This window comes from Lysinibacillus sp. K60 (genome assembly GCF_019731275.1).
GTDB classification, from domain to species: Bacteria; Bacillota; Bacilli; order Bacillales_A; family Planococcaceae; genus Lysinibacillus; species Lysinibacillus capsici.
The window spans coordinates 23,096-46,530 of the sequence record NZ_JAASJR010000019.1 but is presented as its reverse complement, the minus strand read 5'-3'; the positions used below and the strand labels follow the sequence as shown (position 1 = coordinate 46,530).

Genomic DNA, 23,435 nt, shown 5'->3' with positions numbered 1-23,435 from the left:
ACATAGAAGCGAATATTTTTGTAATTTTCATAGTGTCCAAGTTTTTGCACTAAAAAAGGGCCCCTTTATAAAGGAGCCCTTACATAAAAAATTGAATTAGTCTTCAAATTGATATAAAGGTGTTGATAGATAACGCTCACCATTAGAAGGCACAATAGCAAGGACATTCGAACCCTTACCTAAACGTTTTGCCGCTTCAATTGCAGCATAGATTGCAGCACCAGATGAAATACCACATAGGATTCCTTCTTCACGCGCTACTTTACGTGCTACTTCAAAAGCAACCTCATTTTCAACAGGGAATACTGAAGAATAGACTTCCGTATCTAAAACTGCTGGTACAAATCCAGCGCCAATTCCTTGAATTTTATGAGGCCCTGGTTGACCACCAGAAAGAACTGGTGAATCCTTTGGTTCAACTGCAATGATTTCAATGTTTGGATACTTTTCTTTTAAGACCGCACCAGCACCAGTAATTGTACCACCTGTGCCAACACCAGCTACAAAAGCATCAAGTGTTAGGCCATCAAATGCTTCTACTATTTCTGGGCCTGTTGTTAAACGGTGAATTACCGCGTTCGCAGGATTTGTAAATTGTTGTGGTAGAAAGTAGCCATGTTCTTCAGATAGTTCTTCTGCTTTAGCAATTGCACCTTTCATACCTGCTGGACCAGGCGTTAATACAAGCTCTGCACCGTAAGCACGCAATAAATTACGACGCTCTAAGCTCATTGTTTCTGGCATAACTAAAATGGCTTTATAACCTTTAGCAGCGGCAATCATTGCAAGACCAATACCTGTATTACCAGATGTCGGCTCAATAATTGTACCACCTGGTTTTAATGTCCCGTCTTTTTCGGCAGCTTCGATCATGGCTAAAGCTAGACGGTCTTTCACCGAGCTTCCCGGATTAAAATATTCTAATTTTACATACACAGTACCTTCATTTTCACTTGTTGCATGATTTAATTTTACAATTGGTGTTTTACCAACTAATTCAGCTACCGAGTTTGCTAATCTACTCATTTACTAATCCACTCCCAATCCCTACTATTTTTATAGGTTTTACTTATTTTGTATTTTATCAATTTTTCCATTCGATTGTCAATAAATAAAACTAATATTTTCAGAATATTTATCATTGCTTTGAAAAGGAAAAATCTTATCCTCTGCTAAAGAAAAAGAACCTGCATTTTGGGTAATTCACTACGAATGCCTGTAAGTTTGATCAGACTCATTTTACCCCGCAAAACCTGCAGACTCTTTTCATGAATTATTTTTCTTTTTTAGTCTCTCCATAATACCAAGTAGCATTAAATTCAGACCAAAATGCCTCTGGCGTAACGGATTGTGGTAATTGCTCTAAAGCTAATTCTCGCTCAATATGTTCTTTCACATCGTCATATGTAAAGGATTGTCCTTCTAATACCTCTTGTACTTGAACAATGCCATAATGACCATTATCTAACTTAAAGGCTTTACTTACCTCATTTGCCTTTAGGGATTTTACAGTATTAATAATTGCAGGGTCTATATTTTCCTGATTTTCTGTAAGGAAACCAATATCCCCTCCTAAACTCGCTGAAGCACTATCAACAGAAATTTCTCGTGCCAGCACTGTAAAGTCAGAGCCATTTTTCAATTCACCCAGTGCCTCATCAGCAGCTTTTTTTGAATCAACCTCAATAAAATTCGTACGATAGCTTGTTTTTGTATTATATAAGCCTTGATTTTCCTCATAATACTTTTCAACGTTTTCTTCCTCTATCACTACGTCTTTCGTGAGTACCTTATCCAATATCAGCTGTGACCGAATCTTTTGGCGTAGTTGCTCTGCCGAAAGATTTTGCATGGCTGTATCAAACTTATCTTGAGCTGATCGCATTAACGCTAATTCAAGATCAATTTCTTTATCAGTAACTTTAATTTTATATGTTTTGGCAGCCTTTTCCATTACCGTTTCATTGACTAAATTTTGGAGTGTTTCTTTACCATATCTTTCCTCCATAGCAATCATCCACTCTTGGCGCGTGATAACATCCCCGTCAATGGCAGCGACTTGTTCGTCGCTACCAATTTCCTGACCTTTGTTCGGGATCAACCAACTAATGAACCATAATACATTTCCTAATAATAAAACGGCTATGACAGCTAAAGCAGGCTTTGTCTTTAAACGACGTTGCAATAAAGGAGTTTGGTTTGGTGTTACATTGGTTGAAGGTCGGCGATTACGCGTTGAGCTCATCGATAAACCCTTCTAGCTCATCTTTAGAAAAGCTATATGTCTCTAAGCAGAAGTGACATTGTGCCTCTGCACCGCCGTCTTCATCAATCATTTCTCTAATTTCCGCTGTTCCTAGACCTAAAATTGCCGCACCAAACCGCTCTTTTGCACATTGACATTTAAATTCAACTGGCATGGAATCTAAAATTTGTAGATGTCCATTTCCTAATACAGCTTCTAAAATTTGCTCTGGCGTAAAACCTTTTTCAATCATTTTTGAAACAGGCTCTATTGTAGCAAGGTGTTGCTCAATTTCAGTTATCGTCTCTTCCTCACAGCCTGGCATTAATTGAAGTATAAATCCGCCAGCCGCAAGAATAGTGTTATCTGGATTAACTAATACGCCTAAGCCTACAGATGATGGTACTTGCTCAGATGTAGCAAAATAATAAGTAAAATCTTCAGCAATTTCGCCTGAAACAATTGGTGTTTGTCCTGAAAACATATCTCTTAAACCAAGGTCTTTAACAATTGTAAGAGCACCTTCTGTTCCAACACCTGCTCGAACATCTAGCTTACCTTGCTCGTTTAAATCAAAGTGTACATGAGGGTTTGTCACAAATCCACGCACTTCTCCATGTGCATTACTATCAATTACCATTGGGCCAATTGGACCGTTGCCCTCAATTTTAATAGTGATTTTCTCTTCACCTTTTAGCATGGCTCCCATCATCACAGCCGCTGTCATTGAACGACCTAAAGCTGCTGATACAACTGGCCATGTATCGTGACGGCGTTGCACTTCTCCTACTGTAGCTGTTGTACGTGCTGCAAACACACGAACTTGTCCATTAAATCCTAAACCTCTTACTAAATAATCACTCATAAATGGAATGTCCCTCATTTCCTATTGGTTACGTTTATAGAGCTTATATAAACCCTTTAACGTTAAAAATGGATCTACAACATCTATAATTTGTGTCTCCCCTGCGATTAGATTTGCTAATCCACCTGTAGCAATAACTAATGGCTCCTCTTTACTTTGTGCTTTTATACGATTAACAATGCCCTCAACTTGCCCGACAAAGCCATAAAAAATTCCCGCCTGCATGGCAGAAACGGTCGTTTTCCCCACGATATGTGTAGGTCGAACGATTTCAATACGTGGCAATCTTGCAGCCTGTGTATAAAGAGCCTCTGTAGAAATAGTGATGCCTGGCGCAATAGCTCCACCCATGTAATCACCCTTTTCGTTCAAGTAACAATAGGTTGTTGCTGTCCCAAAATCAACTATGATACAAGGGGCCTTATATAAATCTAGAGCTGCTATGGCATTCACTATTCGATCAGACCCAACCTCACGTGGATTTTCGTATTTAATATTTAAACCTGTTTTCACACCTGGTCCTACTACCAAAGGCTTTTTTCTAAAATACTTCTGGCACATCGACTCTAGTGAAAACATAATTGGTGGCACAACTGAGGATATAATAATGCCTGTTATTTGTTCAAATGAAATGCCTGCATGATTAAAAAATGAAAGAACTTGCATGGCATATTCATCTTCTGTTTTATGAAGATCCGTCACCATGCGCCAATGGAAGGCTAATTGATCGTTGTCATCATAGACACCTAATACAATATTTGAATTCCCTGCATCTAAAACTAAAATCAAGAATGGCACCTCCCATATCGTCATTGTAACTTTTGCAATCCTCATATTACAACATTCTCTCTAGCTGGAATGAGGATAAAACACTTTAGAAAATGATACCATACTTTTTATCTTGATTCAGCAGATGTTGTTTGTACTACAAGTGATGATAAACACCTATATTTTTTGTTAAAAACAATTGTATGTTATCATCCTTCTTTAAAAAGAGGCCCCCCAAATATGGTAGCCTCTCTTACAATCATTTGAAATTAAATTTTTCTGGATCTGGACCACAACGTAGTCCATCGTTCATTGCATCTAACTGTGTCATTTCCTGCTCAGTTAACGTAAAATCAAAAACAGCTAGGTTTTCAACCATACGTGCTGGTGTCATTGTTTTCGGAATCGTGACAACATCATGTTGCACATCATAGCGTAGTACAATCTGTGCAGGCGTTTTGCCATATTTAGATGCTAGCTCTTGAATCAATGCCTCTTCCAGTAGAGAACCATTCATCAACGGAGACCATGCCTCCACCTGTATGCCCTTATCCTTACAGAAGGCACGTACTTCCTCCTGTATTAAGTGCGGATGGAATTCAATTTGATTAATAACAGGGACGACAGTCGTTTCCTTCAAAAGGTTTTCTAAATGGTGTACGTGGAAATTACTAACACCAATCGAACGTACACGACCATCCTGGTAAATCTTTTCTAGTGCTTTATAAACCTCAATATAATTTTGGTCTATGCCAGGCCAATGTACTAAATATAAATCCAAATAGTCTAATCCTATTTTTTCTAGACTGCTGTCATATGCCGCAAGTGTTTCTTCATAGGAAAGTCCATCGTTCCAAACTTTCGATGTTATAAATAATTCTTCACGAGTTACTAAGCCTTCTTCAATGGCTGCTCGTATTCCTCGTCCAACACTTTCTTCGTTGCGATATACTTGTGCTGTATCAATACTACGATAACCTTTTGCTATAGCTGTTTTGACTGCTTCAGCTAGGTCATCTCCTTCGGGTACTCGAAAGACACCATAACCAACCAATGGCATTTTAAGACCATTATTCAATACAACATTTCCCACGCGTATACACTCCTATCTGCTTTGGCTAACATCTCTCTAAATGGCAGAGTTGTATGCAGCTTGTCTTTTTTACTACTCTATCCTAATGCTTATTAATAAGAAAAGGCAAAGAAAAAGACTGCTTACTGAACTAGTAAACAGTCTTCCCTATTTTTAATCACGTTTTTCATCGATACCCTTAGGTGCATCATTCGGTTCTTTACGTTCTTTTGCTAAATCCAAAGTTGTTGGATTTGACTCTTTACTTAGTAGCTCTTTTTCAACAACTGGTTCGCCAATAGTATCTAATGTAGGCTTTGCTTCAATCTTTGGAGTGTTCTCCTCAATTTTTTCTGTAGCCTCAGGTTCTGGTAACACACCATGATCACGTAAATGCTCAATTTCTTGTGCATTTAATGTTTCTTTTTCCATTAGTGTATTGGCAATTAAATCAAGCAGGTGACGTTTTTCCGTAAGAATACGCTTAGTACGCTCATATTGTGTATCAATAATTTTTTGCATTTCTTTATCAATTTCATAGGCTATTGAATCAGAATAGTTCTGGTCAGAATTAAAGTCGCGGCCAAGGAATACATTACCACCTTGACTTGAACCAAATTGCATAGCTCCAAGGTTCTCACTCATTCCGTATTCAGTAACCATAGCACGGGCAATGCTTGTAACCTTTTGGAAATCGTTATGTGCTCCCGTAGAAACTTCACCAAGAACAATCTCTTCAGCTACACGACCACCCAGAAGACCTGCAATACGATCTAAAAGCTCTTGCTTTGTCGTAAAGAAACGCTCTTCCTTCGGTAACATAATCGCATATCCACCCGCTTGCCCACGAGGAACAATTGTTACTTTGTGTACTGTATCAGCCTCATCTAGCTCAAGACCAACGACTACGTGGCCAGCTTCATGGAAGGATACAAGTTTCTTCTCTTTCGCAGAATATACGCGACTGGCTTTTGCAGGACCAGCAATTACTCGGTCTGATGCTTCATCAATATCTGCCATATTTATAGTGCGCTTACTTTTTCGAGCAGCTACAAGCGCCGCTTCGTTAAGTAGATTTTCTAAATCCGCACCTGAGAAACCTGGCGTACGTTGAGCAACAGCTGCTAAATCAACTGTATCTGCTAAAGGCTTATTACGTGCATGTACTTTAAGAATTGCCTCACGGCCTTTTACATCAGGATGCCCTACTGTAATTTGACGGTCAAAACGACCTGGACGTAATAATGCTTTATCTAAAATATCAGGGCGGTTTGTTGCGGCAATGATAATAATTCCTTCATTGGCACCGAAACCATCCATTTCAACTAATAACTGGTTTAATGTTTGTTCACGCTCATCATGGCCTCCACCAAGACCAGCACCACGTTGACGACCTACTGCATCAATCTCATCGATAAAGATGATACATGGAGCATTTTTCTTAGCATTTTCAAATAGATCTCGAACACGTGAAGCCCCAACACCGACAAACATTTCTACGAAGTCAGAACCCGAGATAGAGAAGAATGGAACACCTGCTTCACCAGCTACTGCTCGTGCAAGTAATGTTTTACCTGTGCCTGGAGGACCTACAAGTAAGATACCCTTTGGAATACGGGCACCAATTTCAGTGAACTTGCGATGGTCTTTTAAGAATTCTACCACCTCAACAAGCTCTGCTTTCTCTTCATCAGCACCTGCTACATCTGTAAAACGTACTTTTTTCTTCTGATCATCATACAGTTTAGCTTTACTTTTACCAAAGCTCATCACTTTATTACCGCCACCTTGAGATTGACTCATTAGGAAGAAGAATAAGAAAATGATGATAATGAAAGGAATAATTCCTGTAAAGAATTGAATCCATCCACTTGTTTCTGGTGCTGCTAAAAAACTAATATTACTATTTTTATCCTTAGCAGCCTCATCGATGCGGTCCATTAAAGATTGGTTTTCACGAGGGATGTTTGTAGTAAAGCTTTCCCCTTTTTCATACCCCTTCAGTGTTCCTTCAACGACGTAAACTGATTTATCAGGTTGAATTGTAGCACTTGTTATTTCTTTCTTATCTAGAGCTTCTTGAAACTCATGATAAGTTAATTCTTTCGTTGGGGAATTTCCACCATTGAAAGTACCAAAAATACCGATTATCACTAGGAAAATCAGTAGATAGAATATGGTATATCGAAATATTCGATTCATCTCCAGCCTCCTCATTACAAACAGAAAAATTATAAGTAAAATCTTAACATATCATGATTTCATCATACAACGAAAAGCCCTACTTAAAAAATGTTTCGTTCACCTATTGCCGTTATCACAACAGTTTTTAGGCCATCTTTATATGTCCCAGCGTAATTGTACCTGTTCCTCGGGCTCGATATAGCTAAACATTGTGTCAAGATTTTGAATTATGTTAAACATAACTAAAAATACGTGACCTGCGCTGGAGACCTTTACTTTTTATAGCTGGTCTTTTGTATCTTAGAAAGAATATACCTCAGGCTTTAAAATACCAATATAAGGTAAGTTACGATATTTTTCAGCGTAATCTAAGCCATATCCTACAACAAAGCCATCTGGCACTTCGAAACCAACATAGTCAGCAGACAAATTCACCTTCCGACCTGATGGTTTATCAAGTAATGTAACAATTTTAATGGACTTTGCTTTGCGATATTTAAATAAATCTACTAGATAGCTTAAAGTTAAACCACTATCAATAATGTCCTCGATAATTAATACGTCACGTCCCTCAACGCTTGTATTCAAATCCTTTAAAATCTTAACTTCACCAGATGACACGGTAGCATTACCGTAGCTAGACACATCCATAAAATCAAGTTCGATGAAAGAATCGAATCGTTTCATGAGGTCTGTCATAAATGGCATTGCCCCTTTCAGTACGCCAACAGCTAATGGAAATGCATCTTTGTATTCCTCTGTTAATTGCGCGCCTAAGTCTGCAATTCTTTCTTGCAATTGTTCTTCTGTAATCATAATTTTTTCGATGTCGTTTTGTAACATATCGATTCCTCCTCGTGATGTATCAAAAAATCTTCACCCTATTTCGGTGAAATATTTTACAAAGACCTTAGTCTACGATGAGCACTGTATCATCGTTTGGTTGCGGAGTGGTTGAAAAAAATATTCCCATACGCACACCAATTACCGCTACCACCTCATCAGATTGAGAAATCAGTAACGGCCAGCTATTTCGCTCATTTAAAGGAATCTTTTCATCTATAAAAAGGCGAGATAAGCGTTTTGGCTGATCCATTCCTTTTAACAGCATTCTATCTCCATCCCTGCGTGCCCGAACATAGAGCGGTAGGTGGAGTTTGCTAGCGTTAAAATAAAAAAGTTGTGCAGTATCCGTCAGCAATTCAGACGATAAATCATGCAAATTGACTACGCGTAAGCGCTCACCATTTGTCAGTGTTGTCCAGCCATTAGCAGTCGAAATAACCTGTTTCTCAGGAGAAGCTAGGCCTTCTAACGGCTCCTTTTTCTGAATCGTTAAATTTCCATAACGGCGAACTGCTAGAAAATCTTCAGGTAAGTGAATTTCAGCATACCCTGCTGTTGTATCACAAAGCTTTAAAATTGAAGTCAATAAGGCATAACTTTGTATCGTATTTGAATCTTTGTAAAGATAGTTTAATAGTATTAAAATGAGCCTCCTTTGTAAAGCAAGTGGTACCAATTGAAATGCCTCAATTTCCATGCGATATGTATTTTCATTATTTCTTATGATGATTTGGGAAAATACATCTTGGGCCAATGTCATTAAAAAGGTATCGTCTTCTTGCAATTGCTTTGTGAAATGGGTCACCTGTTCAGTCACTCGCGGATTCTCTGCCTGCAGTAAAGGCACTACATGATGTCTAAAACGATTACGTACATAGGTATCTTTAGAATTGCTAGCATCTTCTCGATAATCTAAACCTTTTCTAAGTAAATATTCCCCTATTTCAGACTTTGTAACCGTTAAAAACGGACGAATTAATGATTTTCCTCCAAAAATTCTTTGAGGACGTATGCCCTGCATGCTATTCATTGTTGCATTTTTTGTAAGGGCCATTAATACTGACTCCAGTTGGTCATCCGCATGATGTGCAGTTACAAGCTTATTAGCATTTGTTTTTTGCAGAATTTCTTTGAAAAATTGATACCTTTCCCTACGACAAATTAGCTGTGTATTCCCGTTCTCCTGTGCCAATATTGTAGGTATAGGAATTTCCTTGGCATGTAAGTAAACACTATTAGCGTCACAATATTTTTGAACAAAAGCCCTATCCTCAGAAGAGGCTTCTCCTCTCAACATATGATCAACATGTACGGCTTCTACCTGAATGTTCCACTGCTCCTGTGTTTGAATAAAGTAATGAAGTAAAGCCATAGAATCTACCCCACCCGAAACGGCGATGAGAAGATGGTCGCCTTGCTGTAATAATTGCTCTTCTTCTATAAATGCTTTGACCTTTAATTCAAATGACAAACGCTTCTCCTCCCCTTTTCGTTGTTAGTTTAAGATGATTTACTCATTGAATACTGAGCTGGTCTAAAGACAGCCCATGTCGGTACAACATGTGTCACCTCTAACATTAATACTGTACAATCATCTTCTATTTCAAAATAACCTTGGAATGATTGCATAATGGTTGTTAGTTTTTCTTGAATCGTTTTATTTGTACTTGATACCTGCTGTGCGAAAGCTAAAAATGTTTCCTCTTGTTCATCCCAATCAGCTACACTTGAGAACAGTCCATCTGAATGCATTAAAATAACATCACCTGCCTTCAGTTTTCTTTTTTCAGCTTCGACTGCTGAAATAGATAAGAATCCTACAGGTGCTGCATTACTTTCAACTTTCAGTACCTCTTTTCCACGCAAAATGTAGGTTGACATTCCACCCGCCTTCCACGACCACAAATCTCCGTGCTGTAAATCGACAAGTGCAAAATCAAGCGTTGCATACATATCATCTTGCTGCTTTAATGCCATGACATAATGGAGCGTATGCATCGCCGTTTCTGGATTCATATTGTAATTTAGACACTCTCGCATTAAATGAATCAATTTTCTACTTTCATGTTGTGCTTCTTTACTTTGCCCCATACCATCAGACAGCAATATCGCAAATAATCCTGGATGCAATTGGAAAAGGGCGTGAGAATCACCCGAATATAGTGTTGCATCTTTAGACATGCTATATATATCATACTCTACTTCAAAGCTAATAGCTGATCTAAAGCAAATTTGAACATGACGAAATGGTATTTCACAGGCTACTACTTTTTCAATTTCAAAAGGTTCATCAAAAATTTCATAAAGAATCGGCAAAATCATACGTTCAGCTAATGTCGTATCTTTCTCCCAGTTGACACGTGCTGGTGCTAAGGCACAAACAATCTTTCTTGCCCCAGGCTTGTTGCTTAGGACATCAAGTTGAAAACATTCAATATTGGCTTCCTTTAAGCGTTCAACAATGTCCTTCTCAACACTTACAAAAGAAATTGTATCTTCCTTCATCTCAGCAATTAACTGATTTAAATGATTGCTCATATCGCGCAGTTGAAGGGCAATCATTTTTTTACCATGGAAATACTGCCCGTTGATTCGTTCTCTATAAAGTTCTGTATCTAATTCCTCGAAGATTTTCGTGGACTTCACACATTTATAGCGTATTTGTTCTTCAACACGATGAATAGCTGATTCCTTGCCTACTCCTTTCATATGAAACCAATCTGTCATCAGCTTGTCCATACCATTATTTTGCGCACCCCAGCAATGATCATAACGGAAACAACTTAAACAAGTATTCATTGGTGCTACTTCCTTCGCCGCTTCAACGGGTGCTGTCATAAAGCGATCAAACACAAGTTCCTTCATGAATTGCACAAAATGCTGAAAGTGCTCTAATTTATATGTTACATGTTCTGTTAACCAATTCTGTCGGGCTAATAAAACCTCTTCTCGTTGTGGAAAGAGCTTGTCCCTTACCTTATCTGAATATTTCTTTGGAATGGTTAGAAATAAAATACTACCAATGGCAATTGAGGTGAAATAAACACTATCCAAGGGCAATGTGGCGTCATAAAATAAAAAAAATACACTAGGTAAAATACTACCAATAGCAACGCCAAATCTACCACCTTTCGCTCCCATACCCGCACATAATCCAGTTAAGGTAGCCACCGAAAGCATACCGGTAAACGAAAGCTTGGCCACACCTATAAGCGTCCCTAGCACTGCTCCAATGACAGTTGCTAAGGGCACACTTCCAACCAATGCGCCAAAACAGATAAAGAGCTGTAGTAAAAAAATAGGGAGTGAAAAATAGCTTATTACAACCGTTTGCATTCCAGTAAGCATGGCTGCAAAGACGACTAATCCTGAACCTAGCTTTTCATATGTCCAATGCGTCGTAAACCATTCATACGAATTAACAAATAATACTTGCATAAACAATGTCATAATAAGAGCTAAAGCTGCTTCACAGCCCACATAAAATTGTACAAGCACTGGTGGTAAATCCTGATACATCACCCCTTGCCACATTATTTGTACCAGTAATACAGCTAAAGACACCGCAATACTTTGGGGCAGTTGCCAGTAACGAAAACGCATAATACATTCATACAGGATAATTTGTAAAGCGAGAATTAGGACTTGTCCAAAGCCCAAGAAAAAGCAACCCGCTAAACTCCCAAATAATACGAATTTGGCATACTCCCTATATTTTGTTCGAATAATGGCCCAAAAAGGAACTGAGAACGGTACAGCCGCTTCAAATACAACAGATTGAGCCAAGAAAAAGGCGGTTAAAAAAAAGAGAGAGCCTATTAGGATCTGCTTCTTTTTCAAACCTATTTTTTGGTCATCTACATTCGTTGTATTATACCATTCAATACTTGTCATTTAACTATCCCCTTTCCGCACTTTTGGTTATTATAAAAAATTATGTGTGGAAAGATTGTCTGACGTTGACAGAAAAAAATATAAATATTTCGACTAATAGCTATTCATAAATACGAGAATTGGCAACAATTTCTATAGCAAGAGGCTTTTGATCAATATAAATATCGGAAAATTCAATTATTTAATCAATATAATAATCACTTACTATTCATCTTAAAGCCTATTTTGAAGGGATTTTACGTACTATTAATGGTTTGATTCAGCTCTTCTCTAGGATATATTTCTACGTAAGAACAAAAAATCCGCTAAAATATTCTTCTATAGTTAAATGTCCTGAAATATCTTTAAATAATTTTTCAAACCTACTTGACACTAGCACGATTGGCTTGTATTATTTAACTTGTTGCTTAAATGACATGCGGAAGTAGTTCAGTGGTAGAACACCACCTTGCCAAGGTGGGGGTCGCGAGTTCGAACCTCGTCTTCCGCTCCATTTCTAAATTTGGCGGCCTAGCTCAGCTGGCTAGAGCGTACGGTTCATACCCGTAAGGTCGGGGGTTCGATCCCCTCGGCCGCCACCATTTAGGCCCGTTGGTCAAGTGGTTAAGACACCGCCCTTTCACGGCGGTAACACGGGTTCGAATCCCGTACGGGTCATATCAAATAGGTATCTCAGAACTAGATTCTGAGATACCTATTTTTAATTTAACCATCTATCTACTTCTTTGCAAATTCTATCCGTCCGCTCAAGTAAAGCTATGTGACAGAATATAAAAGTATGGCATACTAGTAAAAACAGCGTTTTTAGGAGGTTTAATTCCCTTGAGTGCATTAACAAAAGCTGCTTTAATTTGTGGAAGTGGCTCAATGATTATTCTTATTTCAATTCTAATAAACTTACCGTTTTTTGTTCAAATAATCTTATTGCTTGGTGGACTAGCTGTGAGTGTATATGGTGTTGCTTTACTTGTCAAAATGGTTATCCATCCAGTAAAGAAAGAATCCATTAGTCTTACCGATGAAAAAACAATAACACCCACAAAAAAGAAAAAGAGACCTTCTTCTACTTTATAGGTATATTAAAAAAGGGAGTAGCTTTTTAAAAAGCTACTCCCAACTCTATTTCATACACTTTTTCTACGATTAAAACAGTCAGCAAACTACCCTCTTCTAGCTCCGCGACCTCCGCGTTTTGATTCTGTAGCACGTTTAAGTGTTGCTAGACGTTCATCACTATCTTTTAAGAAGCGTGCCATTTTTTGCTCAAAATTTTCTTTTGGCTGGTGGCGTTCGTTGCGATCATTAGAACGATTATCACGACGTGGACGTGCTGGACGCTCTGGTCTTTCAGCTTGAGGCTTTGCTTTACGGATTGAAAGACCAATCTTTCCGTCCGCTTCAACATTCATCACTTTTACTTCAACTTCATCTCCAACTTTTAGATGCTCATTGATATCTTTTACATAATTGTCAGCAACTTCACTAATGTGAACTAAGCCTGTTTTGCCATCTGGCAGCTCAACGAATGCTCCAAAATTTGTGATTCCTGTTACTTTACCTTGTACCTTGCTGCCTACTTCAATTGACATAAAAAAAATGCTCCTCCTTAAAAATTAAGCGACTCTTTTGAGCCATGTAATCAATTTAATCAAACTTTTTACTGCAATAAGCTTCTCTTTTCATTATATATAACAATAAAAGAGTGTCAACAATACATAGCTTTTCAGTCGTCTTTTTTATCTTCCTTATCTGGAATGATGAAAATAATCTCACCTTTTTCCGATAAGTAGTACTCTTTTCTTAATAGCTTTGCGATATATTCATCATCCTGCAATTGTTTGATTTTAAGATTTAATGTATCTTGTTCTTCTTTCAATTCAGTGAGATGCCGATTCGCTTCTTCCTTGGATTTCTCTTTTGCTGCTAATGTTTCATTCTGATGTGACAGCACATTTAAGAGAAGAGCAATAATAATGACTGGTACAATCGCAAAAAAGACAATACGACGCATCTTACGTTTTCGAGCCTGTTGTTTGCGATTTATAGCTCTATCCGTGTTACGGACATAGTCATTATCAAGCTTAGTGAAGTTTTGGGATTCATCATTTGATGAATGACGTCTAGTCATGTCCGCACCTCCGATAATTATTGTTGCTTTTTATTATACTTCAAATATCGTAATTTTTTAAAAAAAGTGTAGGACAAATACGAATAAATTTTGACAAAAGGTCTTATAACAAACATAACAATATTTATTAATAATTGCAAAATTTGTCGAATAATCGTAATTATGAAGCGTACTATGAACCAAAAGGGTCTCCATGTTATATTCACCAAAATTCTAGCAACGAAACGTAAAAAGGTTTGAAAAAATGATTGATACAAAAAAATTCCGGCTATTTGCGCTAGCGGGTCGTAAGCCCGCCAAGCGCCATCTTTTAGCCAAAATAATAAATAGTATGTCAACCCTCCAAGTAGAATCCACGTTATTAACTCAACAACCATCATCCACTTTCGAAGGCTTGACCTTTTTGGAGTTGAAAAAACAATGAGCCTTATACTATCAATTATGAAACCAACTGCTATACCGCTCAAAACCATGACAATTAATTGATAAAATTGTTCACTGACAATCATCCAAATAACTTATGAAGGAAACCTTTCGAGAAGCCACTTTCCTCCTCGTCGTACTGTAAAGTTTTTACAGTTCCTTCAAGTGTCAATAATCCTTTGTCAACATCTAAATGAACGATATGCAGTTCCTCTCCACGGATTAACAAGTGCCCTTGGGACGTCTTAATGAAAAACTCTTCCTGATCAAAGCGTTCAATTGATTTTACAGAAGTCATGTCCATTCTTTTACGATTACGAATCGTTAAAATATGCTCTCCAGATGGAATTGTGTAACGATTACTTTCTTGATGTAGCGTCATTTTTTTCCTCCTTTAGTCGTCCTAGCTTCTGTTCACTTTATGCGGACAACCTTCAAAGAATGACAACTTTATTTAAGTTGTGTAATATTTACACCTACAAAAAGAAAGGCGGGACAACATGAAGAGGGCCAGAAAATAAATTTAGCTTTATTCCTCATCATCAATAAATTCAGGCTCAATCTTTTCAAGTCGTTCTTCTTTCAAAATGGTAAACATTTTTGCTGCATCTTCTTTTTTCACAGTATCACGTATTTCTTCTACACGTGCCGTTACTATTTTTTGACCAAAACGGATAGCAAGCTCATCACCAGCTTTCACTGTACTACTTGCTTTTGCAATCTTTTCATTGATTGTAATACGTCCTTGATCGGCCACTTCTTTGGCTAAAGTACGGCGTTTTATTAAACGTGATACTTTTAAAAACTTATCTAATCTCATAATCTTACTCCTTTTCTAGTTGCTTTGCTTCATTCCAAAATGCATCTAATTGTTCTAATGTAAAATCGGAAAATGGTTTTCCACTTGCCTTTACCTGTTGCTCAACATAGCCGAAACGTCTTGCAAATTTCTCATTTGCATGTAGCATGGCTTCTTCTGGTGATAATTTATAGAAACGCGCTAAGTTTACTAATGTGAACAATACATCGCCAAATTCATCAAGACGGGACGCATTAGAGCCTTTCGTCACCTCATGGCGAAATTCCTGCCATTCCTCGGTAAATTTATCCCAAGCTCCCTCCACATCTGGCCAATCAAAGCCCACTTGTGCTGCTCTTTTTTGATAATTGTAGGCTGTTTGTAAAGCAGAAGATGCTCTATACTCTTCGCCTAATAACGGTTTATCGCTAGTTCCCTTTTCTTCAGCCTTGATGGCCTCCCAATTAGCCACAACACCCTCCGCATCTTCTACTGCAACATCCCCAAAAACGTGTGGATGGCGACGAATCATTTTTTCACTAATTGAAGCTAACACATCTTCAAGTGTAAAGTAGCCTTGATCTTCTCCTATTTGTGCATGTAAAAATACTTGTAACAACACATCGCCAAGTTCCTCAATCATGGCAAAATCATCTTCAGCATCAACCGCTGACAAGTATTCATGTGCTTCTTCAAGTAAGTATTTTTTCAACGACTCATGTGTTTGCTTTTGATCCCAAGGACAGCCATTTGGGCCTCTCAGCGTTGCAATGATTTGGCGGAATGTTGTCCAATCTCTTAATGACTCCTCCTGTGATTTTACAGGTGGTACATAGACTGTTGTTAAATTATTTACTTCTACACTTTGATCGAGTTCATAGAGCGGCACTGTGACAATCTGTTCCTGTGAAGATCCAGCCGCTGTCACAACTGTCACAGGATACTCATCATCATATTTCTCCATCAACGTCAGCTTCACTTCTGATGCGCTGAATGTATCGTATACTTGAGCAATCAAGATGTGCTGACGCATGTTAATGTCATGCATTGAAAAGCTAGTACCATCAAGTAATTGAAAGCCTTCAATTGGATCGATTTTTAAGGCACCAAAAATGGGATCTAAGAAACTCTGACCACCTTCAATGACTAGCTCAATTTTCCCTTCATTTGCTGCGGCAATAAGTAATTGCACTGTTTGCTCTGCAACTAATGGGTGCCCTGGCACAGCATACATAACATCCTCAACAGCGGTAGCTTTCATAAGATAATCAGCTATTTCCGCATAAACAGGTTGAAATGTATCGTGTTTTTCATACACATTGTCAAAACTTTCGAATGCCACACCCTCTGCTGCTAATTCCTCTAAAACCGGATGATCCACTGTCCGTACATATAATTTTTTTGCAGCCTTTAATTTTTTATAAACACCCATTTGCAGCTGATTAAAGTCACCTGCACCTAAACCAATAATTGATAATGTATTCAATATTTACACCTACTTCTTTGAATTTAGCCAAAGTTGATAAACGGCCATTCTACGTCCAAACGGCAGTAAATACCATTCTTTTTCTACTAGTACTCTTTTCTTTGCAATAATTGTTAGCATAACAAACGCCCCAATAGATACTGCTGTCAAACCCGCCACCATGGCTATTATACGTGAAGACATCAGGTGATTTAAAAAGGACGATACTAGCTGTAACCATATAAGAACGACGATTGTCATACTGAAAGAGGCTATACCTACCTTTTTATAAAATGCGCCTGAAGCTAATTGAATGCCAGTCAATGTTTTTAAATAAATAATTAGCAAGGTTGCTGATAATAATAATCCTATATCATTAGCGATGGCAGCTCCTAGTACACCTAATCCACCAATTAATCGTACATTTAAAATCATTTTTATTAGAAAACCGATTATAAGAAATAACGCAGGTTTTTTTAATTTCCCATAGCCTTGTAAGATCGCTGTAAATGTAAGGATAATTGACAAAGGGACAATTTGAAATACATAGACAATCAATACCTCCGATAAGGAATTGGTTTTAAAAAGCATTTCATTTAAATAAGGCATAATTAGCATTAAGCCTAGTGCTGCAGACCAGCCGAACAGGACGGATGCTTTGTATGTTAATTGTATGAATGGCACTGCACTCCGTCCCGCTTGTTTTTTCGACAAATGGGCGACAAGTGGCACAATGGCCAACGACAATGAGGATGCAATGACAACACCTAGTTGAACTAACGGTTGTCCTCGATCATAAATCCCTTTCGTTTCCTTCGCTATTGTAGGAGTCATGCCATTATCAATTAATGAAGAATAGATTGTAAATGAATCGACCAATTGATAGCCGAGTAGTAGTAGACCACTCATACTGACACTCAAACTCAGCCATGTGACCTCTTTAATGATAGGTAAACTTGAATTACGATGTAGATGCTGTTTAACTTGCAGTAGACCAAATCGTTTATGCGAGATATAAGCAAGTAATAACAATGCTGTAATTTCTCCAATTACTGTACCGATAACAGCCATTCTTCCTGCACCATAAAGTGATTTCGTCGTTGTCATAATAAGAAAGGTACCTGCTAATATGACAGTTACTCTCACTGTTTGTTCAAGTACTTGGGCATAAGCAATGGGCTCCATAATTGCTCTAGATTGAAAGCTACCTTTTAAAATAGCCAGCGCCGGCATAACCAATACTACTAAGGAGCCTGTACGAATAAGTGGTGCTAATTGAATATCTCCCATCAAATAGGCAATCCTTCCAGCACCTCCAAATAAAATGGCAAAAAACAGTAGTGATAATACCGTTAAATACCTGAAAACTACCTGTGTTATAGTACGACGTCTTTCATCACGTTCTATTGTATCAACAATACAATCATTGTCTGCAAGCATTTTAGAAATGGCTATAGCAAAGCCACTAGATGTCCAAACAACGAAGATTGAAATAACTGGATATACCTGTTGATAGATATAAAAGCCTTCATCACCTACTAGATTTTGAAAAGGCACACGGTAAATGGCACTAAGAACTTTTACAATAAGGGCTGCTATCGTCAATAAGGCGGCACCCTTCATGTAGCTTTTCATACCAAAACGTTGCGACATAAATTGCCCTCTTTCCTTCTTAACAATGCCAATAGTATAGCATATCTCAAAAGTTTGACGTGCAAGGTGGCACTACTGTTCCTATAACGATTCATCTTTATGTACGCAAAAAAGTTATTGTTCAGCCTTAAAGGTCATCGCAATAACTTTTCCATGCATTAACTATTCATTTGTTTTGCTAAGAAGTTTGCAGCTGTTTCCACTACCTTGACTTCTACCTCACCAACAAAGTGTACTTTAGACAAGACGATAATACAGCCAATAGGATCACCATTCACCATTATAGGTGTCGCACAATATGATTTCACTTGCTCATATTGTCCAGGGACAATTTCAATCGTTGTCTCCATTTTTTCAATTTTTGTGGAGCGCTCGTCCATAAAGCTTTCCGCAAAGGACGTAATGCGACGATTTATATATTCCTTTTTCCCAATCCCTGCAACAGCGATTACTTCATCACGGTCAGTGACAAATGCCGGTGTGCCCATTGTTTCATAAAGTGTTTCAACATATTCTCTTGCAAATTCCCCCAAATCATTGATGGGAGAATATTTTTTTAAAATGACTTCGCCTTCACGGTCCGTATAAATTTCAAGCGGGTCGCCTTCACGAATACGTAGCGTCCTACGAATTTCTTTTGGAATAACTACACGCCCTAAATCATCAATACGACGAACAATTCCTGTTGCCTTCATTCTAATGCCTCGCTTTCGCTACAATGAAATTTTTATTCAATGATAGTATGGTTTTTATTTGAGCAATCTATGCAAAAACTGAAGAAAAAGGATTTCACAACCATCAATTTTTTTCAAAAAACGGTATTACATCAATCAACTCCTTATTAGATTACCCAAGTAATAAGTTTCTATAATTAATTCATAAAAATATTGGAAAAAATCCATTATTCCTGTGAGCAAATATGAGAGAGATGGTGATTACTGAATCAACATGAAAAAGGCTCTTCTTATCTTTTACAGTAAAAGATAAGAAGAGCCTTTTAACTACTATTGCTGCTTTTTTGCATTATCAATAATTTGCATTAGTTCTTCCAACATATCAAAGGGTTGATATTTCCCAATCTTGCGTTCATCTATTGTTAATTTTAACTGCATGCCATCCATACCAAAACCAACAGCACGCTCGAATTTCATCGATTCTTCAATAATCTTACTGCCATCGACACTTGCCGTCCCTCGTTCTGATAATAGTATTGTAATAAGTTTTTGCTTCTCCTTTACAGATACTACTCCCGCACCTAAGCCCCAAACTTTCATTCGTGCTATTCGAAGTAAACGCTCTGTTTCAATTGGAAGATCGCCAAATCGATCCTCTAATTCCTCCCTGATTTCGTCATACTCCTCCACCTGATCCATGGCTTTAATTCGTTTATACATTTGGATCTTTTGATAACCATCTGGAATATAAGCGTCTGGAATATAGGCATCAATACTCAGCAAAATTTCAATATCTGGCTTTTCTTCTTTTTTCACGCCTGTTTGACGTTCCGCGATGGCATCCTGAAGCATTTGTGAATATAAATCAAAGCCAACTGAATCAATAAAGCCATGTTGCTGCGCTCCAAGTAAGTTTCCTGCGCCCCGAATAGATAAATCTCGCATCGCAATTTTAAAGCCTGAGCCAAGCTCTGTAAATTCTTTAATTGCTTGTAAACGTTGCTCCGCTACATCTGTCAGAACTTTGTCGCGTTGGTACATAAAATATGCATAGGCTACTCTGTTAGAACGTCCAACGCGCCCGCGTAATTGGTAGAGCTGGGCTAAGCCCATGCGATCAGCATCATGGACTATTAATGTATTTACATTCGGTATATCGACACCTGTCTCGATAATCGTTGTCGTAACAAGCACATCATAGTCGCCCTCTAAAAAGGCTAAAATCACTGATTCTAGCTCTGACTCAGTCATTTTTCCATGAGCAAAGCCTATCCGTGCTTCAGGGACCAGCACTTGAATCTCCTCAACCCTTCGAGCCATATCCTCTACCCGATTATACAAATAAAATACTTGTCCGCCACGTGCCATTTCCCTCTCAATAGCTTCTCGTACTAATGCACCGCTGTGCTCCATCACATATGTTTGAACTGGGAAACGATTAGCAGGAGGCGTCTCAATAACAGATAAATCTCGGACCCCTACCATGGACATATGAAGTGTCCTTGGGATTGGTGTAGCTGTTAAAGTTAAGACATCGACATTTGTCTTTAACTGCTTAATTTTTTCCTTATGCGTCACACCAAAACGTTGCTCTTCATCCACAATTAGCAGACCAAGGTCTTGGAAAATTAAATCTTTAGATAAAATACGGTGTGTTCCAATAACTATATCGACTCGGCCCTCTTTTAAGCCTTTTAATGTTGCTGTTTGCTCCTTTTTCGAACGGAAGCGAGATAACAATCCAACATTAATGGCAAAGTCCTGAAAGCGCTCACGAATAGTCTCATAATGTTGCTGGGCTAGAATGGTTGTAGGGACAAGGAATGCCACTTGCTTTCCATCTTGAATAGCCTTAAATGCGGCACGAATGGCTACCTCTGTTTTACCATAGCCTACATCACCACAGACTAAACGGTCCATAGGGCGTTCACGTTCCATATCTCGTTTTACTTCAACAATTGAACGTAGTTGATCTTCTGTTTCTTCATAGGGGAACATTGCTTCAAAATTACGCTGGTCATCGTTATCAGGTGTAAAAGCATGCCCTTTCTCTGCTTCACGCTTTGCATACAGCTTTATTAAATCATCCGCAATATCCTGTACAGCAGAGGATACCTTCGCTTTCGCCTTTTTCCACTCTGCTCCACCTAATTTATGTAGCTTTGGTTCTCGATCCTCTGACGCCACATATTTTTGGATTAAGTCTATTTGCTCAACAGGTACATATAATTTATCGTCTGCACGATATCGAATATGCAGATAATCCTTATGTGTACCATTAACCTCTAATGTCTCTACTCCAATATATTTACCAATCCCATGATGAACATGTACAACATAATCACCTGGCTTAATTTCCGTATAACTTTTAATACGTTCAGCATTGGTCATTTTTTGTGTGCGTGTTTTTTTCTTTACCTGCTGTTTAAAGAGCTCGTCTTCTGTTACAATTGCTAAACGCTGTAGGGGCAATTCAAAGCCACTCGACAAGCCACCATCTACAATATAAATACCAGGTTCTGTTGGCTCACCTATTGTTGTATGAATATCGTATTCTTCAAGCATTTGCTGAACTCTTTTCACTCGTTCTTTATCCCTTGCTATGATGAGAACTGTAAATTTGCCTAGTAACCAGCGTTCAACCTCACTTTGAAGCAAGGACATTTGTCCATGAAATTGCTGCATTGGCTTGCAAGAAAAGTTGGTTGTTTTACTAAACGTAATCCCTGCAAATGTTCGCGAAAACAATGAAAATGAAAGCTTTTGTTGTGACAACATCGCCAATATTTCTTTTAATGAGAAGGCAGGTTTGACATCGTGAACCATTTTTCCCTCTTCGATTAAAGATAAAAACCACTCATCTTCTTCACGCTCCCATGCATCCATTACCTCTTGAATACGTCCAAGCTCGTCAAAAAGTACAATACCATCATGTTCAAAGTAATCTCCTAAAAAGGCTGTTTTATCGTATAATAAAGAGCCATACTTGTTTACATAATCAGGTAAATTCCCTTGTTGTAGCAACTCAATATCATATTGAATATGCTGATACAGAAGTTCTTTTGTCTCCTGCTTTTTAACCTTCTTTAGGCTGGCTGCTAATGCCACTTCTAAACGGTCTGCTAATGCCTGTCTTTCTGATTTTGTAAGAATGACCTCTGAAGCAGGGAGAATACGAATTTTTTGTAATTTATCAATAGAACGTTGGTCATCTGCTGAAAATGTTCGTATGGAGTCAACCTCTGTATCAAATAATTCAATACGAATTGGTGATTCTAAATAAGGTGGATAAATATCTAAAATTCCTCCACGTAATGCGAACTCTCCAGGTGATGTCACCATTGAATTCCGTACATAGCCCATCTCAACTAATGTTTGCAACCATTTATCAATTTCAACATCTTCGCCTAATGCGGTTTGTAAAAAATAGTGTAGCCAGTGTTCTTTTGGTTGCATTATTTTACGTAGACCAGCCACAGGTATTACATATACGGCTTTCTCACCTCTAGCTAAGCAATCGAGCGTCGCGATTCGCTCCGCGCGAAGTTCTGGTGAAGCCACAGAAAGATCGGCTGCAATAAATTCATCCGCAGGGTAATAGTGAACATGTTCCTCGCCTAATAGTCCAACAAGCTCATCCGCCATTTTTTGTGCCTGCAATAGATTAGGAGAGATAATGTAGATTGGCTTCTTTACATATTCAAATAACACATCAACCATTACTGGGCGTGCGCTTCCTGTTAAACCTGTTATAAGCTGTGATGCAGTTTGACCGCTCTGAATTTCCTTTAAAAATGATGTAATATGTTTATCTTGCGACACAAGCTGTCGTAAAACCTCCACAGTCAAGCTCCTTTCAGCATAAATTCTATATTTTTATTTCTATTATTCTAGTGTTATTTTACATATCTCTATTAATGGCTATTTTATGAAATGGAAAAAGCCTTGAACACACATAAGTGTGTCAAAGCATCCTTCCAATTATTGAATCCATTTATTGAGTGCGTGATAATCTGGATATTGTCTCAGCGAATCCTCACATTGCTCACAAATGCAGTGCACAGTCGTTTGACCATGTTGATCTTTCTCAACATAATCATCCGCTTCTCCTAATTCGAAAATATGCAACTTTCGAATTGTATCATCTGCATCAAATGGTAGTGTCCCTATTTCTACTTCACAATGCCGACATCGATAGCGAACTGACATCTCCAAATCATCCTCCTTTAAGCAACTTTCTACTTAAAGTATAGACATTTATAAAAAGGATTATGCACTTTTCACTGTCATCATCATTGTAATAACTTGAAAATTAGAGAATTAATTTTTACCTGTAGCTAAGACTATTCACTACAAGTATTAGCTGTAATAATAGTGTAAGGCAGTTCATTACTCACCTTACACCATGCCAATTATCCA

General features: G+C 38.1%; 20 protein-coding genes and 3 tRNA genes. 4 read left to right on the top strand and 19 right to left on the bottom strand.

The window, feature by feature from the left end:
* Positions 1-96 precede the first annotated feature (96 nt).
* From cysK to HCH28_RS23990, 9 genes are all read right to left on the bottom strand, one after another.
* A complete protein-coding gene (gene cysK, locus HCH28_RS24030; RefSeq protein WP_004229133.1) occupies positions 97-1,026 on the bottom strand; it encodes a cysteine synthase A in 930 nt (309 codons plus the stop codon).
* 247 nt (positions 1,027-1,273) lie between these two features.
* Complete coding sequence (locus HCH28_RS24025) at positions 1,274-2,245, bottom strand: peptidyl-prolyl cis-trans isomerase (protein WP_221683406.1); 972 nt, start codon at positions 2,243-2,245, stop codon at positions 1,274-1,276.
* On the bottom strand, positions 2,229-3,110 hold the full coding sequence (gene hslO, locus HCH28_RS24020) for an Hsp33 family molecular chaperone HslO (protein ID WP_221683405.1): 882 nt from the start codon (positions 3,108-3,110) through the stop codon (positions 2,229-2,231). Before hslO ends, HCH28_RS24025 begins: the two co-directional genes overlap by 17 nt.
* A gap of 21 nt (positions 3,111-3,131) precedes the next feature.
* Positions 3,132-3,899 carry a type III pantothenate kinase gene (locus HCH28_RS24015; RefSeq protein ID WP_221683404.1) on the bottom strand — a complete coding sequence of 256 codons (768 nt, stop codon included), beginning with the start codon at positions 3,897-3,899 and terminating at the stop codon, positions 3,132-3,134.
* Positions 3,900-4,137: 238 nt separating this feature from the next.
* Positions 4,138-4,971, bottom strand: a complete 834-nt coding sequence (locus HCH28_RS24010; RefSeq protein ID WP_313150724.1) for an aldo/keto reductase — start codon at positions 4,969-4,971, stop codon at positions 4,138-4,140.
* A gap of 153 nt (positions 4,972-5,124) precedes the next feature.
* Positions 5,125-7,152: an ATP-dependent zinc metalloprotease FtsH gene (ftsH, locus tag HCH28_RS24005; RefSeq protein WP_221683403.1), complete on the bottom strand. Its 2,028-nt coding sequence runs from the start codon at positions 7,150-7,152 to the stop codon at positions 5,125-5,127.
* 282 nt (positions 7,153-7,434) lie between these two features.
* Complete coding sequence (gene hpt, locus HCH28_RS24000) at positions 7,435-7,977, bottom strand: hypoxanthine phosphoribosyltransferase (protein ID WP_004229145.1); 543 nt, start codon at positions 7,975-7,977, stop codon at positions 7,435-7,437.
* Between the two features lie 67 nt (positions 7,978-8,044).
* Positions 8,045-9,451 (bottom strand): tRNA lysidine(34) synthetase TilS, encoded by a 1,407-nt coding sequence (gene tilS / locus HCH28_RS23995; RefSeq protein WP_221683402.1) that lies wholly within the window; start codon positions 9,449-9,451, stop codon positions 8,045-8,047.
* A 29-nt stretch (positions 9,452-9,480) separates the two neighbouring features.
* Complete coding sequence (locus tag HCH28_RS23990; RefSeq protein WP_221683401.1) at positions 9,481-11,874, bottom strand: SpoIIE family protein phosphatase; 2,394 nt, start codon at positions 11,872-11,874, stop codon at positions 9,481-9,483.
* Between the two features lie 418 nt (positions 11,875-12,292).
* Here HCH28_RS23990 and HCH28_RS23985 point away from each other — a divergent pair.
* From HCH28_RS23985 to HCH28_RS23970, 4 genes are all read left to right on the top strand, one after another.
* Positions 12,293-12,367: transfer RNA gene (locus HCH28_RS23985), tRNA-Gly, on the top strand.
* Between the two features lie 11 nt (positions 12,368-12,378).
* Positions 12,379-12,455: transfer RNA gene (locus tag HCH28_RS23980), tRNA-Met, on the top strand.
* A gap of 4 nt (positions 12,456-12,459) precedes the next feature.
* Positions 12,460-12,531 (top strand) — tRNA-Glu (locus tag HCH28_RS23975).
* A gap of 165 nt (positions 12,532-12,696) precedes the next feature.
* Complete coding sequence (locus HCH28_RS23970) at positions 12,697-12,948, top strand: hypothetical protein (RefSeq protein WP_202342951.1); 252 nt, start codon at positions 12,697-12,699, stop codon at positions 12,946-12,948.
* A gap of 86 nt (positions 12,949-13,034) precedes the next feature.
* Here the strand turns inward: HCH28_RS23970 and HCH28_RS23965 are convergent, their stop codons facing one another.
* The 10 genes from HCH28_RS23965 to HCH28_RS23920 form a co-directional block, all read right to left on the bottom strand.
* A complete protein-coding gene (locus tag HCH28_RS23965; RefSeq protein ID WP_004229154.1) occupies positions 13,035-13,463 on the bottom strand; it encodes a S1 domain-containing RNA-binding protein in 429 nt (142 codons plus the stop codon).
* Positions 13,464-13,597: 134 nt separating this feature from the next.
* Positions 13,598-14,002, bottom strand: a complete 405-nt coding sequence (locus HCH28_RS23960; RefSeq protein WP_048395333.1) for an FtsB family cell division protein — start codon at positions 14,000-14,002, stop codon at positions 13,598-13,600.
* 17 nt (positions 14,003-14,019) lie between these two features.
* The gene (gene yabQ, locus HCH28_RS23955; protein WP_131522610.1) at positions 14,020-14,511 is read right to left on the bottom strand and encodes a spore cortex biosynthesis protein YabQ; all 492 of its coding nucleotides are present in this window, start codon (positions 14,509-14,511) and stop codon (positions 14,020-14,022) included.
* The gene (gene yabP, locus HCH28_RS23950; RefSeq protein ID WP_004229167.1) at positions 14,508-14,807 is read right to left on the bottom strand and encodes a sporulation protein YabP; all 300 of its coding nucleotides are present in this window, start codon (positions 14,805-14,807) and stop codon (positions 14,508-14,510) included. The genes yabQ and yabP overlap by 4 nt, the downstream gene beginning before the upstream one ends.
* Before the next feature lie 147 nt (positions 14,808-14,954).
* Entirely contained in the window at positions 14,955-15,245 is a 291-nt protein-coding gene (locus HCH28_RS23945; RefSeq protein ID WP_004229169.1) for an RNA-binding S4 domain-containing protein, read from the bottom strand.
* A 4-nt stretch (positions 15,246-15,249) separates the two neighbouring features.
* Positions 15,250-16,710 (bottom strand): bifunctional methyltransferase/pyrophosphohydrolase YabN, encoded by a 1,461-nt coding sequence (gene yabN / locus HCH28_RS23940; protein WP_221683400.1) that lies wholly within the window; start codon positions 16,708-16,710, stop codon positions 15,250-15,252.
* A gap of 9 nt (positions 16,711-16,719) precedes the next feature.
* Positions 16,720-18,342 carry a putative polysaccharide biosynthesis protein gene (locus HCH28_RS23935; protein ID WP_221683399.1) on the bottom strand — a complete coding sequence of 541 codons (1,623 nt, stop codon included), beginning with the start codon at positions 18,340-18,342 and terminating at the stop codon, positions 16,720-16,722.
* Between the two features lie 158 nt (positions 18,343-18,500).
* Positions 18,501-19,037: a stage V sporulation protein T gene (gene spoVT / locus HCH28_RS23930; RefSeq protein ID WP_004229174.1), complete on the bottom strand. Its 537-nt coding sequence runs from the start codon at positions 19,035-19,037 to the stop codon at positions 18,501-18,503.
* A gap of 309 nt (positions 19,038-19,346) precedes the next feature.
* Positions 19,347-22,859, bottom strand: coding sequence for a transcription-repair coupling factor (mfd, locus tag HCH28_RS23925; protein WP_221683398.1), 3,513 nt, complete (start codon positions 22,857-22,859; stop codon positions 19,347-19,349).
* A gap of 138 nt (positions 22,860-22,997) precedes the next feature.
* The gene (locus HCH28_RS23920) at positions 22,998-23,225 is read right to left on the bottom strand and encodes an anti-sigma-F factor Fin (RefSeq protein ID WP_016993788.1); all 228 of its coding nucleotides are present in this window, start codon (positions 23,223-23,225) and stop codon (positions 22,998-23,000) included.
* Positions 23,226-23,435 lie beyond the last annotated feature (210 nt).